At 35.6% G+C, this 15,009-nt stretch carries 17 protein-coding genes and 1 pseudogene; 4 read left to right on the top strand and 14 right to left on the bottom strand.

The genetic code is table 11. The features are described 5' to 3' along the window. Window positions 1–81: 81 nt before the first annotated feature. The 7 genes and pseudogenes from ACO1D1_RS03700 to ACO1D1_RS03670 form a co-directional block, all read right to left on the bottom strand. Window positions 82–288, bottom strand: a pseudogene (locus ACO1D1_RS03700) (ATP-dependent DNA ligase); the annotation flags it as partial. Window positions 289–499: 211 nt separating this feature from the next. After that, window positions 500–871, bottom strand: a complete 372-nt coding sequence (locus ACO1D1_RS03695; protein WP_423334999.1) for a hypothetical protein — start codon at window positions 869–871, stop codon at window positions 500–502. 304 nt (window positions 872–1,175) lie between these two features. Further along, window positions 1,176–1,508, bottom strand: a complete 333-nt coding sequence (locus tag ACO1D1_RS03690; protein ID WP_423334998.1) for a hypothetical protein — start codon at window positions 1,506–1,508, stop codon at window positions 1,176–1,178. Between the two features lie 101 nt (window positions 1,509–1,609). Next, window positions 1,610–1,996, bottom strand: coding sequence for a hypothetical protein (locus ACO1D1_RS03685; protein WP_423334997.1), 387 nt, complete (start codon window positions 1,994–1,996; stop codon window positions 1,610–1,612). A gap of 18 nt (window positions 1,997–2,014) precedes the next feature. Continuing rightward, window positions 2,015–3,277: a replicative DNA helicase gene (locus ACO1D1_RS03680; RefSeq protein WP_423334996.1), complete on the bottom strand. Its 1,263-nt coding sequence runs from the start codon at window positions 3,275–3,277 to the stop codon at window positions 2,015–2,017. Beyond that, window positions 3,277–4,272, bottom strand: coding sequence for a DnaD domain protein (locus ACO1D1_RS03675; protein ID WP_423334995.1), 996 nt, complete (start codon window positions 4,270–4,272; stop codon window positions 3,277–3,279). Before ACO1D1_RS03675 ends, ACO1D1_RS03680 begins: the two co-directional genes overlap by 1 nt. Window positions 4,273–4,750: 478 nt before the next feature. Next, window positions 4,751–5,482: a hypothetical protein gene (locus tag ACO1D1_RS03670; RefSeq protein WP_423334994.1), complete on the bottom strand. Its 732-nt coding sequence runs from the start codon at window positions 5,480–5,482 to the stop codon at window positions 4,751–4,753. A gap of 222 nt (window positions 5,483–5,704) precedes the next feature. Between ACO1D1_RS03670 and trmL the strand changes: the two genes are divergently transcribed. Continuing rightward, window positions 5,705–6,175 carry a tRNA (uridine(34)/cytosine(34)/5-carboxymethylaminomethyluridine(34)-2'-O)-methyltransferase TrmL gene (trmL, locus tag ACO1D1_RS03665; protein WP_423334993.1) on the top strand — a complete coding sequence of 157 codons (471 nt, stop codon included), beginning with the start codon at window positions 5,705–5,707 and terminating at the stop codon, window positions 6,173–6,175. A 42-nt stretch (window positions 6,176–6,217) separates the two neighbouring features. Here the strand turns inward: trmL and ACO1D1_RS03660 are convergent, their stop codons facing one another. Next, window positions 6,218–6,511: a 3-isopropylmalate dehydrogenase gene (locus ACO1D1_RS03660; RefSeq protein WP_423334992.1), complete on the bottom strand. Its 294-nt coding sequence runs from the start codon at window positions 6,509–6,511 to the stop codon at window positions 6,218–6,220. Between the two features lie 124 nt (window positions 6,512–6,635). Continuing rightward, window positions 6,636–7,103, bottom strand: a complete 468-nt coding sequence (locus tag ACO1D1_RS03655) for a UPF0158 family protein (protein ID WP_423334991.1) — start codon at window positions 7,101–7,103, stop codon at window positions 6,636–6,638. A 612-nt stretch (window positions 7,104–7,715) separates the two neighbouring features. Between ACO1D1_RS03655 and ACO1D1_RS03650 the strand changes: the two genes are divergently transcribed. Together ACO1D1_RS03650 and ACO1D1_RS03645 are read left to right on the top strand one after the other, a co-directional pair. After that, window positions 7,716–8,132, top strand: a complete 417-nt coding sequence (locus ACO1D1_RS03650) for a hypothetical protein (RefSeq protein WP_423334990.1) — start codon at window positions 7,716–7,718, stop codon at window positions 8,130–8,132. 267 nt (window positions 8,133–8,399) lie between these two features. Then, window positions 8,400–9,635, top strand: coding sequence for an IS110 family transposase (locus tag ACO1D1_RS03645; protein ID WP_423334989.1), 1,236 nt, complete (start codon window positions 8,400–8,402; stop codon window positions 9,633–9,635). Window positions 9,636–9,843: 208 nt separating this feature from the next. Here the strand turns inward: ACO1D1_RS03645 and ACO1D1_RS03640 are convergent, their stop codons facing one another. The 4 genes from ACO1D1_RS03640 to ACO1D1_RS03625 form a co-directional block, all read right to left on the bottom strand. After that, window positions 9,844–10,431 carry a hypothetical protein gene (locus ACO1D1_RS03640; RefSeq protein ID WP_423334988.1) on the bottom strand — a complete coding sequence of 196 codons (588 nt, stop codon included), beginning with the start codon at window positions 10,429–10,431 and terminating at the stop codon, window positions 9,844–9,846. Between the two features lie 156 nt (window positions 10,432–10,587). Further along, a complete protein-coding gene (locus ACO1D1_RS03635; protein WP_423334987.1) occupies window positions 10,588–11,022 on the bottom strand; it encodes a hypothetical protein in 435 nt (144 codons plus the stop codon). Window positions 11,023–11,060: 38 nt separating this feature from the next. Beyond that, window positions 11,061–11,528, bottom strand: coding sequence for a hypothetical protein (locus ACO1D1_RS03630; protein WP_423334986.1), 468 nt, complete (start codon window positions 11,526–11,528; stop codon window positions 11,061–11,063). Window positions 11,529–11,671: 143 nt separating this feature from the next. Further along, window positions 11,672–12,253 carry a HEAT repeat domain-containing protein gene (locus ACO1D1_RS03625; protein ID WP_423334985.1) on the bottom strand — a complete coding sequence of 194 codons (582 nt, stop codon included), beginning with the start codon at window positions 12,251–12,253 and terminating at the stop codon, window positions 11,672–11,674. A gap of 180 nt (window positions 12,254–12,433) precedes the next feature. Between ACO1D1_RS03625 and ACO1D1_RS03620 the strand changes: the two genes are divergently transcribed. Then, window positions 12,434–13,708: an IS110 family transposase gene (locus ACO1D1_RS03620; RefSeq protein WP_423334984.1), complete on the top strand. Its 1,275-nt coding sequence runs from the start codon at window positions 12,434–12,436 to the stop codon at window positions 13,706–13,708. A gap of 692 nt (window positions 13,709–14,400) precedes the next feature. Here the strand turns inward: ACO1D1_RS03620 and ACO1D1_RS03615 are convergent. After that, window positions 14,401–14,913 carry a hypothetical protein gene (locus ACO1D1_RS03615; protein WP_423334983.1) on the bottom strand — a complete coding sequence of 171 codons (513 nt, stop codon included), beginning with the start codon at window positions 14,911–14,913 and terminating at the stop codon, window positions 14,401–14,403. Window positions 14,914–15,009 lie beyond the last annotated feature (96 nt).

The raw sequence follows: 15,009 nt of genomic DNA, 5'->3' as shown, positions 1-15,009 counted from the left end.
CGTTAAACTGTTCAACATATTATTCATGACCAATATATTTAACGCCTAGTTATTATTAAGTTTTTTAAAATTTAGTCTTGATAAGACCGTTCCGTCCGGAACATCTATTGTTAAGAGTTCCGGAAATCTGGCCGTAACCTCGTTGTTATGGCGGGTATAGAGCCGGACCTGATTATTTATCTTTGAAATTATTAACCGAATGCCGTCTAACTTTAATTCGGTTAAATAGGAATCATCATCATCGAACGACTGGTCTACCTTTTGTAATAACATTGGTGAAACAAACACAAAAACCACCTCATGATAATTGTAAGGCAATGCCCTAAGTCTATCATTGGTGGTTTATTTTTATTTATAGAATATTCCGTTACCCGTATTGGTATAAAATTAAAAAAAGACTTTTGTTTGCAAGGCTACTAACCTTAAATAAACGCATCTGTTGAATAATGACACATAGAGGTATAAATTGGTTTTTCTAACCAAAAGCTCTTATTTAATACTATTCAGTAGGTACAATGGTAATTGATATATCCGATTCCAATAGATCGATTTGTAATTCCTTATGCATTGTCCATCCAAATGATTCGGTTGTCGTGATTGTATTGCACTCCATTGTAGCTTCTTTTAAATAATATAATTTATCTAATCCTAATTTTTCGTAGGCGAGTAAATTCTTTCCCTTAAAGTAAAATTTAATACCGCTATCAATCAGTAATTCGATTTTTTCAGCTGTTCCTTCGATTAGGACACTATCCTTATCCGAAACAGTTACATTGGCTTTAAAACCTGCAGTATCCATATGGTTAAACATTTCTATAAGTTCTTGGTTGTTTTGTTTTTCAAATTCATTTAGTTGTTTTTTTCTTTTCATTTTTACAATCTCCTTTGCTTTTCCTTTGTCTGTCGAGTGGATAAAATATTGTTACATTTTCCAATAAAATCAACAGATTCCTTTAATATTAGATTATACTCTTCAAAATTGTTAGTAAATATTGTTGTCATTAATGATTTCATAATAAATTTACTAAACTGAGAGTTTATCCATTTCCAATATAATGCCATCTCCCCTCCTCCCTAAATTTCAGGCAAAGTACCCCCTATGTATTCCTTTTAGTTCCCCCGGCAGATCATCCTTATCGAGCTCATCCAAGGAGAAATATATGATCTGCCCGGCTTTAAAATCCATTACTTGAGCTTGTACATGGCCCGAGTTTGTACTTGGCCTTAAATCGTTTATCTCGATCAATCGTTGCAACCAAGGTGATTAGTACGTGGGCAGGTGGCATGTTAGCTTCCTTTCCTGCATAAGCGTGGCTTTTCTGAGATTCATCCTGAATGGAATGGACCATAGATTGATAATCTTCAATTATTTCCTGTGGTTGATAAACTAATAGTGTTGCTACAACGATAATTGCCCCTTCGTCGAGTCTTTTTTCCCATGGTCCATTCCACCTTCGGTTACCCTTCCAAATTATAAAACTATTAATGTTGTTTGCATCCGAGGTCAACTGTTCCTATGCTTCACCCCTCCCGTTCATAATATCCCGCTATAGCTGGGAAACTATCAAACTCCTTCCTCATGTCCCGAAACGAAATCCCATCTTTCCCTCTACAAATCTTCCCAATCTAACGGATATTCATGACAGTTCAAAGGGAGTTGATGGTAGGTTTCGCAAAAGAATTGGATGGCCTCTTGCTCACTGGCTGCATAAATAAAGATAAATTCATTTTGGTTCCTTTTCAGTGAGTATATGCGAATCTTATGAAAACCTAATAGATTTTTTCGAATCATTTCCGCTACTAATGGATGATTAGCTTGATTAAAGTCTACTTTGGACACGTCATCTTCTAATGAAATTTTCTTTTCAGCTAGTAAATGGTAGAGATAATGAGCCAAGGAGGATTCTTCATAGATTAAACTATCACTGTACAGTTCTTTCACGATCATGTCATAGCACCTCGATTTTCTTTTTTTATCAGCCGATTGTTTCGTCATTATTGATCGAATAGACGGTTATACTAGGGACAGACTCTGTTCCTTTTGATCCTCAATGGCTCCTGTATCCTCGTTGTACTCCACTTCGATGGAACCAACTGGGCCGTTTCGGTTTTTCGAGACAATGATTTCAAGGGAACGATTCTCGGATTCCTTGTCATAATACGCTTCCCGGTATAGCATTAAAATGACATCGGCATCCTGTTCTACACTGCCCGATTCCCGAATATCAGACATCATCGGCCGTTTATTCGCTCGGGATTCTACCGATCGATTGAGCTGCGCCAAGCAGACGACAGGGCAATCAAAATCCTTCGCCATCGTTTTGAGAGATTTGGATATTTCTGTTACCTGTAAATGAGTATTCCCTCCATGCAATTGACCTGATTGAATCAGGGTCAAGTAATCAATAAAAAGGATTGGTTTCTTGTTTGGATATTGATGCATGAGCTTTCTCGTTTTCGCCCTTATTTCGGCAACCGTTTGTCCAGCCTCATCAAATAGTTGCAAATGGGTTTCATTCAGATCACCAATCACATCGAACCATTGATTCTTTTGACTTTGACTTAACATCCTTTTCGGATCCCGCATTTTTCCCCGATTAATGCCCCCTGTCGAAGCCATTAATCGAGAGGTTATCAGCTTTTCAGGCATTTCTAAGGAAAATAAAAGTGGTAAATAACCAGCCCAGCCCGCCGTCTTGGCAAAATGAAGCATCACATCGGTTTTCCCCATTGATGGCCGTGCCGCTAACACCGTCACTTCACCGCCCTGGAATCCTCCTGTCACTTCATCGAGCTTTTTGATACCCGTTGTGACACTTTCAAGAAGCAGCTGATCTTCCCACGGTGCCTCATAAATAGCTGCTAACGCTTGTTGTATGGGCGTGTGATCATCCATTTTCATTTGGTTAATTTTATCCAGTTCGCCAATGACTTTCGCAATCTCCCAATCATTCATTGCTGCAAGCGTTAAAATCCTTCTCTTTTCCCGTTCCTTCCACAGTTCAAGAATCAGCTTCTCCGTTCCATCAAATTTCTCAGGATCGGCATACGATAACAGCTCCGAAAGGTAAGATATTCCACCTAATGATTCGAGGTTTGGTAAGGTACTTAAGCTGATTAAATCAATATTCTTACCTGCTCGCTTTAACTCCACCATTCTTCGCATGATTTCTTTATGCTGTGTACTTTCTAGCTGTTCCGGTTGAACGACTGTATCCATTAGTAAGTAATCCGTCTTCATCAAGCTTCCTAGGAACACTTTTTCCGCTATACTCATCACTTTTCACCTCTTGTTAGATCGAGTTCAAAGCCTCTGGGGATATCCCTTCCGGCAGTCGTTGGAATCGTCTTTCGTACGGGCTTTTGGTTCTTCTGATACGAATCAATATCTTCTACAGTCAGTAAAGATTCGTTTTCCCAGTTTTTCAAAATCCCGATAATATAGTTCAGCTTTCGTGTGTTATTCGCACAGGCAATATTCATCGCTTTTAATATCAATTCTTTTGGCTGTAAAAAGTGAGAATCATCTAACCAAGATATCAACTGTTGTTTCCCATTCACGTTCGTAAACCCAAATCCATTGTTGTCCCAAAACTCAACAATTTCTTTGATCTCTTCTGATTGTTGATTTTTCTGGAATGAGTTCTCTATGTTTGGAAGGCTCTCACGATTTGACGGAAGAGCTTTTTGTTGTTGTTTTTGTTTTTGTTTTTCTTTTTCTTTTTGTTTTTCTTTTTGCCCACGTATCGTATCACGGGACAGGAACGTATCGTCCGTTTCTTCACATTCAGTTTGATATGTATGATTTACCTCTTGATCTCTCACTTCATTGCCGCAACACAGCCCTTCTTGTTCACAAAAAGATTGATAGAGGCTGCGAATTTCCTCTTTTACAATGGATTCTGATACATATTGAATGAGCGAGTGATCCTCCACCTCTTTTAATTCGGAGGCAATACAATCCATGACCGGTTTTCCGCCTTTCTGAAAGTTCTCTTTCCCCCAGTTCTTAATTGCGAGCTCACGTGTTTCAGGATTATAACGAATCAACTTGTGGTGCAGGATGAATCGTTCCATTAACGAATGAACACTCTCAATCGAATAGCCCAAATCAAAAGCCATTTGTTTTTTCGTAATCTTATAGATTCCAATTTGCGTCGTCTGTGGATTCGTCAACAGATACACGTAAAAGTATTTGTCCTCCGGAGTCATCTCCTCTAGAACAACCGGGTTCTTCCAAAAATCCGTACGCACCATTCTGTACCTTGCCATCTTCAATCCATTCCTTTCTTCTCCTAAATTCCCCTTCATTGTTTATTTATGGATAAAGAGGGAAAAAGGATAGGTAATTTTTATAATTATGTAAATATTTGATAAAAATTATAAATACCAGGTATCCTTTTCACTTCTACGATATCGTGATTACCAGAGTAAGGCGAACCAACCTTTTTCATTTTTGGTAGGGATTATTAACCCAAAACGTCAAAAAACGCCTTCAAAAATGAATTTTGAAGGCGTTTTTTGCAATTTCGATCAAATTTCCTATTGTTTTTACGCGATTATTACAGGTTCAACTTGAGCAGGCGGAAATTCATTCTGACTATCCATTTCCGTCTCGAAGTTCGGCGCTGTAACTCCTCCAGTTTTTTATAATCAATGGTATACCACTTGGTGTGGTCCGTTTTTAACCTATTTACAAATCCAATAAAATTATTCACCATCAACCATTTATTCTATCAATAAAATTGTATTAGTCCTTGTATGTGTGTTCGGTCATACCGTTAAATCCATTTGCATCATACACTACTGCTAGTTCGGAGACCATGTGTTCGAAGTAATCTTCCGTTCCTGGATCTGTGTTTTTTATGAAATCTTTCTTCACTTTTTCAAAGTCTTTTTCTTTTATTACAAAAATCCGCGCTTCGTATACGGTGTTTAATGTTTCCTTATACATATTGGTTATGACACTATTAAAAGTTTCTGGCGTAATATTGCCATTATCCTTTACAATCATTTGTGTGATGATATATTCTGGTTTGAACTTTTCCACATACTCGCCGATAGACATATGGATGTTTGATTCAGCTCGATATGTATCATAAAGAGATTCGTCTAGTTTGGTTGTGACAATCGTGGTTTCTCCCTCTAATCCCTCTTGTTCTAGATACCCTCTTACTGTGTTATTAATTGTTCTTCCAAACATTCTCTCTAAATATCCATCACCTCTCATTTTATTGGTTTCCCTATCCCAAACAGCAGTGAAGGTGTCGTTAGGTTGTTCTTTAGGGATCATCCAAAATTGAAATGCGTCTTTAGATCTTTTGACATGAGTAGCTTCAAAGTCTGTATCATACTTTTCTTGTAACACAGCTACGATTTCTTTTCCGTCTTCTGTAGCTTCCGAAGCGTCAGAAAGACCACAGCCTGACACTAAAACCGTTATGGATAATAATGTTGTGAATAAAATATGTTTTCTTAACATGTGTTGGTTCCTCCTATTTCCCAAATATACTTTTTGAATATTTTACCTTTATTAGTAGGCAAATTATATAGGTCTTTATTATTCAAAAAGGGTGTAAAGCGGGCGAAATGGGAGTTCATTCTTATGGCATATTTATTTTTTATATACGTAAGGCCACCACACGGAAACCCATAACAATATGTTATAATTTTTAAGGGGAAAATAAGATAGAGGTGACCATTCTTGGCAATACATGTTGTACTATATCAACCAGAAATTCCGGCTAATACTGCAAATATTGCACGTACTTGTGCCGCAACGGATACAGCCTTACACTTAATTCGCCCTCTCGGCTTTTCAACAGATGAAGAAATGATAAAACGAACAGGTTTAGATTTCTGGCATCTTGTAAATATAAAATATTATGACTCATTGGATGATTTTTTTTCAAAAAATCTAGGTGAGTTTTACTATATTCAGACATTTGGAGAAAAAACATATTCATCTTTTGATTTCAGTGATCAATCAAAGGAACATTATTTTATGTTTGGAAAAGAAACAACGGGTTTACCAAAAGATTTACTAGAAAAAAATAAAGATCACTTTTTGAGAATACCAATGAGTCTTCATATTCGTTCACTGAACCTTTCGAATACAGCTGCTATATTAGTGTATGAGGCTTTGCGCCAGCAAGGATATCCCAATTTAAAATAAAAAAATCTTCCGTCCTGGAGGATTTTTTGATTGTACAAACAATTATGTTGTTCTATTGTTATATCTTTTAATTACAGTTACTAAAATTGCAATAATAAAAACGATGATACTATTGAACAATAAATATTGTGCTAATTGCATGCCATAAAATAATGCAAAAGCATCACGAATAATAAATACTGCTAACGCACCGCCGATTGCCCCAAATAGAACTGCTGATAATAATATTGTAAATGCTGCAAAGTATAGATTTTTCTTCTTTTTGTAAGATACAAAAGCAATAATATTTGCAACGACGATAAAAACGCCCATAAGTGGTAATAAAAAATTACTCATTTAACGCCCTCCCTCTATAAACATATTTTACCATCAAAACTAAAACGTTGTTGAACTATTCAGCCCTTTAGTTCAATAATAAAAGGTGATTACCATTTATTTTAGTAATCACCTCCTGTTTACTCTATTCAATAAAGTCTATTTTATTTTCCCGGCACCATTCAATCGCAATTTGTTTATAACACTCGTCTCGGTATGAATACCATTGGTCTTCTAATCCATAATCTATAATTTTGTCCTTAAATCTTCTAAAGGCACCCTTTCCCTTAATTGCCTTAGATAAAGAATCCTGCTTTCGTTGATCACTCACTGTTCGGCAAAAGTTTTCTATTATCTCATATTCATTCACATCATATTTAGTAGGTAAACCTATATAATTTTCAAAGTTTTCCACAATATCAATTGCCAGCATTCTATTTTCACGTTCCCATTCGGGTAAATGATCAAATGGTTGTTCGTCCTCAGCAGCTCTCAGGTCCTCCGAGGTCACTATCACTATTTCACCTGTTTTAATATTTAGTGAAGAACGTGATTCTTCAAACTGTATTTCCATTTCCTCAATAATATCTTTTAGTTTAACTTTTATACTCATTATTAGATCACCTTTTTATATTTTTTACTAAAGCACCCGTTTGTTCAATAAGAAAAGGGACTGTCGATAGCCAACCCTTTGTTCCGCTCTTGTCCAGAATTAGCTTAATGGAATTCTACTCAAGTTCCAGGTTTCACAGGAAAAATAATGTTTAATACATACAATACCAAAACATAAATCCAAAGTAATTCTATTTTGGAAAGATTGCTTGTATTTAAAATAGAAAAAATAATAACGAATATTATAATCCACAGAAACCTTGGAAAATATCTTTTACGATTTCTATTGATTATCTGTAAAGGCTTTTCTAAAAAGACATTAACAATAACTACAGCTATTGAATTTAATGATGCTATCTCCCAAGAATAGTGAAACCAAAGTAAAATCCCAAATATTAAGATGAATGCCACTAAATGAGTATAAAAATTTATCTTTAAAATTTTTTTCAGTATAGCCACCTCCTTTCCAAAAAAATTTTAATACTAAATTTGTAACCGCATTCTTCATAAAAGTTACCACAAATCTTATTACACTAACCTGCATCGTTAGTTGAGGAAGAACTTATAGACACCACCAAAGGCAAATGGTATTTTCATTATAAGGGGTGTTAATATGAAAAAATTATTAGTTATTCTTTCCGTCGTTTTAATTTCTTCACCATTGTCTGCACTTTTAAGCAATCTTTATTTCCTGTTAATAATGACCGAAAACGACAAAAGGGAGTATTACCAATATTATTCATTTGGTGGGGATGTTTTTAGTATCGCACTTTATGAAATACCAATCTATATCATTGTTGGTATTCCAGTTACTTTTCTCATTGATTTCATAATAAAAAAATTTAAATTAAACCAATCTAGCAGAGTGTATTTAATTCAATTATTTATGTATATGGTAGCTGCGGGATTTTTCGGCTCATATTTATTTTTAGGAAGTCATAATATAGAAATTTTTCTAGTGGTTTTGATTGCAGTTCTTACATATTTTCATATTCTCGTCTATTTTAGAAAACTTTTCTTGTTAAACTAACCTGCATCATTCGTATTATAAGGTTAACCAGAATGCTAAATATTTCTGGTTGACCTTATTTATTTTGGTCTTATTATATCAGTAGCCAGGGTAGAACGTAACTGCCCGTGGGGCTTTGACCCCGTCAGCTAAACGGTTCGCCCCCTACTTGTAGAAACATGATTGAGGCTGGTTGGGACTTAGATCTCGTATAACAAGCGAAGCTGTGATACTGCATGGAGGATTAGGGGTTACTGGCAAATTACTAGTTTAGGAGGAGATTTTAGAATGAATCCAGTAATTGGTCTGGATGTTTCAAAAGGGGAAAGTCAAGTTCAGGCATTTTTAGATAAAGGCAAACCATATCGTAAGAGTTTTAAAGTTTCTCATACTAAAGAAGGTCTTGATTTACTTGTAGAGTTTCTGGAGGTGGTTAAGAGAGAAACTGGTAAGAAACCACCTATTGTTCTAGAAGCGACAGGACATTATCATTCCTCTGTTTTTCAATACTTGGAGGACCGTGGGTATTTATTGATAATCATTAATCCATTGATTTCTTATAAGGCTAAGAGTTCAAGTCTTCAAAAAGTAAAGACAGATGCGATAGATGCTTACCATCTCTGCGAGCTGTTTTATAAGGAGGATTTAGAGCCGTATAAGAAGCGGGGTGTGCAGCTATTAAACCTTCGAAATCTTACCAGACAGCACGAGAATATAACTGGGGTATTAATCCAAACAAAGCTACAATTCCAATCCATTCTGGACCAGGTCTTTCCTGAATATAGAGGGGTTTTTGGCGACTTATATTCAGTAGTATCACTGTTAACTCTTTCAGAGTTTCCCTCATCTGAAGATATATTAGAGGCAAGTGTTGAAACCATAGCTGACAAAATCGCTCAATTATGTAAAAGCCGTTCATACAGATGGGCTAATGAAAAAGCTATTCAGCTCAAAGCTGCCGCAGACCGAAATCCGTTTGAAAAGATTTTGTATCAGAGTCATATTTTGAGTCTTGGTATGTATATAAACATCATTCTTCAATACAAAGAGCACCTATCCAAGTTAGAGTCAGAGATAGATGCCCTCGCAAAAGAAGTTGAAGAATATAATATTATCAAATCTATCCCTGGTATCGGTGAAAAGATCGCTGCAACGATCATTTCAGAAATTGGGGAGATAGATCAATTTACTGATCCTAAAAAGCTCGTAGCTTTCGCTGGAGTTGATCCTAGTGTATTCGAATCTGGTAAGTTTACAGCCACCAAAAACAGAATCACCAAAAGAGGATCCAGTAGGCTTCGTCACGCATTATATATGGCTGTTCGTTGTGCGATTCGTGACTGTCGTAAGAGCAAAACAAGCGATGAAATTATTCCTCGAAATAGGAAATTACGAGAGTTCTATGATAAAAAACGTGAAGAAGGAAAACCCTTTAAAGTAGCTGTTATTGCTTGTGTAAATAAGCTCTTACACTGGATATTTGCCCTTTTAAAAAGCAAAACGACTTTCCAAGATATAGCGTAGATCCTAAATTAAACTAAATAGTACAAAACCTTCCAAAAGTGGACTAAAGGGAGGTTATTTGGCATGCACTTTTTTAGTATAGCATGAGATTATTATATTTTTTATTGAAAAATATTGACAAACTATTAGCTGGTTTAGCACAATAAGAAAACGGGATCGCCGCTGCCATCCCGTCCTCAATTATTGCACCCATTAGTTCAAAAAGAAATTAACTTTGTATATCCTTGTCATATGTTTCAGCGACAAACTCAAAGTCTAAATCGTCTTTATGAATAAATACACTTGTCTTAGAAGGATAACCCGTTAATGTTGAAACAATATCAATCTCAACAAGATTAAACCTTACATTGTAAGCCTCCTCAATATCCAGTCCACCAGTTAAAAAATGTTTCCCATCCCCAAATGATTTAAAAACAAACACTTTTTCCTCCAAATTGTTTTTATCCAGCTCAATCCACTCACAGTTTACCAGAGCTTTGAATATAGGATGTTTCGGAATGCATTCAATATGGTGTATCCCTTTATAGCATCTTAAAGTAAACATATACGTATGGGTTTCATTCCAATTAATATCAATCCCGTATTTAAAAGAAAAAGTATTGTAAACCATCTCATAAAATAATGGCATTACAATATCATCCCAAGAGTCATGGGCGAAAGCAGATATTGGAATTAGGTGGGGATACAAACTGACAATAGCTTGTTGGAAATTCAGTAAGATTGATGTATCGGAGATTCCTTGCAAAGACTCATCTATTTCGTGTTCAAACTCTTTTAAATGTCGATTATCAATCATAACAATCCCCCAAAAATCAGCACTTTATTATGTATTCAAGATTAGTAATAAAATATCCTTCTTGTGCTAACCTGCCAGTTAGTCGAATAAGAAAAGCTGCCAAAATGACAGCTCCGATCTTCAACTCTTGCACCAGTTAGTTGAAGAAGGAACTACTCAATACTGAACTATATTTAGCCATTGACCATCTGGACCAATGGTTATATGAGGAACTTTATAAAATTGAAATAATTTGTAAATGTCCCAATTCTTCTTGGTTAATTTGTTTAATTGTCCTGATACATCAGTCTCGGAAAAAATCAAATAATCCATTGTAGTTGACCGTAAATAAAATTCGTAAACATATCGTTTTTGGCTGTCTTTAATGTAGCCCAAATAACCGATTTCTCTTGGGAAAGAACGTGGTAAGGGGAATTTATTTACTTCAATAAAGTCATTTGAAAGTTCATTTAATAGGTCTTGTTCATATTCAGGAATAATCGCATAAATATAACAATCTTGCTTGTAAAAGCTATTCATAATGTTAATAAACTCTAGTTCATCAATTTCTTCATCGAGTAATATTTCCTGTTTTTTCGGAATGCTTCTCAAAGCAAAATCACCTCTTTTTTTCTATGGCACCCGTTAGCTTAATAAGGAAATGGGTATCGTTCTAAGGATAAAACTAAGTCCTTAAGTTCATCAATGTCTTCCCTGTTCCATTTTTCTCTTTCAAATGACCTGATTACTTTTTTTGAAACAGATAGGATTGAATCTCTAACTTCTTTAATTGAACAATTTACTGTTAGAATTACTTGGCGTTTTGCTCCCTCATCTATGCAAAAGCGTAATTCTAAATTTTCATTATCTAACTTCTTAGCTAAAACAATTGGGGTGCCGTCCATAAAATCAAACTCAAAAGTTCTTCCGAAATCAGAAACCATTAACCCTTTAATTGAATTTATCCACCAGGTTAATATAGTAACAACAAAATCAGACCATCCTTCTTCGGGAAAATAACGATGGTAGTCAATAACGAAGTATATATTCCCAGTAACGTTTTGTCGGTTTTCTAAAGTTTTCAAATCAACCTCAATTGAGACGTGTTGCTTCATCAAGATCATTCCCTGCATATTAATATACATAATAATTCTCTGCTAGTTTCGAAATAACCTCTTCAGCTAACCTGATTCGTTAGCGGAACAAGAAAAAGCGACTGCTCTTATTGAACAATCGCCCCCGTTAGCTCAATAAGTATTATTTATTCATTGCTTAGTTTTTCGAGTTTGTTTATTGCCCTTTTAGCAGTATTTCTAACCCAAGTTATTTCGTGATTAACGAATGGCTTTATATAGGGTATCAATTCAGGGTCTTTAAATCTTGAAAGGGCTGAAAGTGCGTGTCCTTGGACATCTTTATCCTCTAATAGCCCCACCAAAACAGGAATTACCTTTTTGTCTTTAAATTTGCCTAGTCCATCCACAATCATTTGTCTTGCCGTACCGTGTTTTTTATCTGTTGCAATCTCTAAAAGGTCATTTAATGAACTTTTATCGAGAATTAACGATAATGAATTGCCAATTGCCCATTTATAAGTGTTATTAGACGAGTTTTTAAATTCATTGATTAACGGACTGGAGGCAGAATTGAACCCTTTTACACCCAGACACCTTACCAAGAACTCCTTATGATTAAACTCGGTAATTTGCGATAAGTGCCGTAGTATAATCGGAATGACATCTTTATTTTTATTATCTATTTTCTTCAATTCTTCAATTGTAGAGATACTATATCCTAAATCCCTTATCTCTGAAATAAGTAGTTCTTTGTTTAAATTCTCCACTTTCGTTACCCCCAACTAAAACAATGCCTTATATAGGATTTTACCACTTCTTGTTGAACTATCCTGCTCCATTAGCATTCCTGTAGATCGTTATTTTTCGGCTTTGAAAAAAATAGGGCTCCTCAGTAATATATGAGTATAGACACCACTCTAACTCACAACTTTAGGAGGAACCCTACTATGAAGTTTAAAATGCAGAACAAACAAAATCAACTAATAGAAAGAATTTCCGTTAAACATCTTGTTGTTGGCGTGGATATTGCTCAACAATTTCACGTTGCCAGAGCCGTAAATTTCCGTGGAATTGTAGTCGGTGATCCACTTACATTTAAAAATAATGAAGAAGGTTTTGCTAGTTTACTAAAATGGATTAAAAATCTTCAAAAATTAAACCAACTAGATCAAGCAATTGTTGGGATGGAACCAACTGGACACTACTGGATTAATCTTTCAAAATGGCTTTTTAAACAACATCTTGAGGTAGTAACAGTAAATCCGCATTTAGTAAAAAGGAATAAAGAAAACCGTGATAATACTCAGTCAAAGAGTGATAAAAAAGATGCCTTAGTTATAGCTGATATGGTAAAGAACGGTTACTACTCTGAGGTTAGATACGCATCAGAAACTTTTGAAAAACTAAGGGTTCTTATGTCTAACCGTGATGTAGTGGTTAAACGACTTGTTAGTTCTATCAATCAATTAAATCGTTGGGTAGATATTGTCTTTCCAGAACTCCGTCAAGTCTTTAAAGACATTACTGCTAAAGGGGCAATCGCCACTCTTCGCCTATTTCCAACTCCCGTGGAATTGGCCACTAAGCAGCCTCATGAGATTATGATGAGTTGGAAATCCCTGATGAAGAGGCAACCTGGATTAAAAAAGGCACAACTTCTTATTCAGGTTGCCAGGAAATCTATCGGATCAAAACAGGCACTTGATGCTTATAAATTTCATTTGGAACAATTACTTGAGGAATATGATTTAGCAGTCATACAACTCGAAAGAGTTGAAAGGCAAGTTACAGATGTATTGAATAAAATCCCATATGCTAAAAAGTTGCTTACCATTAAAGGAATTAGTGAAATTTCCCTAGCGGGCATATTAGGTGAAGCTGGAGATATTAGTGGATTTTCTCATGGTAATTCGCTACTTCGACATGCAGGATTACACCTCGCTGAAGCTAGTTCTGGGAAGTGGAAAGGGCAAATTGTTTTATCAAAACGTGGAAGGTCAAGGCTACGGCGATTCCTTTACTTAGCTACAATGAGCCTTGAGATGAACAATCCAGAATTCAAAGCAATCCACACCCATAATGTTAAGGTTAAAAAAATGAAGAAAATGAAATCAATTATGAAATTGATTGGTAAGTTAGCTAGAATTTTTGTAGGAATGGCTCGAAGAAATGAATCCTATAATTCTGAAAAGCTTCAAACAATAATACCTATGGCAGCTTAGTTTGTATGGAATTTTAGAATATAACCCATTCTCAATAAGGACTATGAAAAAGTAAATCTATCGTGTAAACAAAATCGAGTATTGGCTTATTCGTAGGATTTCAAATATGTACGGAGTACCAGATTACTTAAACAAAAGGGCACAGACCCATTCCGTTAGCAAAACTGGCCTCCACCCCTTGGATAGGCATAACGAAGGAATGAAAGGGCAAATGACCCGTTGAGACATGGGAGGGAAAGCCACCAGGGGCGGCGTGGAGCATGTACATTATATGGTAAAATATGGAGTTTGATTATACTCCTCTATTTCACTATGCCTCCACGAAGCTATTAATGGATCTGACCCCCTATATTCTATCGTTACAAAATATCAAGGTACATGAAATCCTGCGAATAAGCGAGTATTCGGGAGAGAATAGTATTAAACTGAGGGAGTTTAAGTGAAAACATTCACAAACTCCACCTCTACATAATATTAAAATGTAAGTGTTATTCAAGAATTTGGCCCTTTCATGGAATAACTTTATTATCAGTTATCAGGTTCTTAATATATCTTCGTGGGGATATCAATATTGATCCAAATTGGTTCTTTCTTTTTAAACAAGAAATCCATTTGTGGCACCTCTTTTTTCAGAAATGTACATTCTTTATCTTACAACCTCCATAATGGTGGTTCAGGGAATTGTCATTAGCTTAGTACTGATTCCCTTTGATCCATTTTGCAAAAAAGACCCAATCCCGGATAGTTCCGTCATTATTCAGTATTTCAAGATATACACCGTCACCCTTGCCCACTTGCCAAATAGCTTGAGCAGTATTTACCTTTTCTGAAATACCGCTTTTCATTATGTAATCAAAAAAGACCGTTTTACCCGGTCCAAAGGTTTCAGCAACATAGGCTACTAAGTAAATATCGATGCAGCTTGCGCCAAATTCATTTGGGCTTCCGTTAAGAATATGTTGTTTAATTAAGGATTTTCTTTGTTCATCGGTTGCGAATAAGATTGCTAGTTTAATTTTGTCAATTTGATAGGCCTGATAACTCCTCTTTTCCCATTGTTTTAATTGGGCGTAATCACCTTGAACGGAATCCAATTTGTTTATCATATTTTTTAAATTACAAACCGTGGGTATGATGTGATGATGAATGCTGCGTCCGCGCAAACTGCTTGGTAATTTAATTGGTTCCTGAAGAGTATTGATCATCTTTTGCCTCCAAAAAATATTATTTCAATTTAATGTAATTCGACAAAATTTGAAATAACCCCTCCTAAGAAACAAATATTGCCGCGGATGCCGCGG

The organism is Neobacillus sp. 19 (assembly GCF_049463095.1).
In the GTDB taxonomy this organism is placed as follows: Bacteria; Bacillota; Bacilli; order Bacillales; family Cytobacillaceae; genus Neobacillus.
The sequence above is the reverse complement of the archived record's forward strand: the minus strand, read 5'-3'. Positions and strand labels throughout refer to the sequence as shown.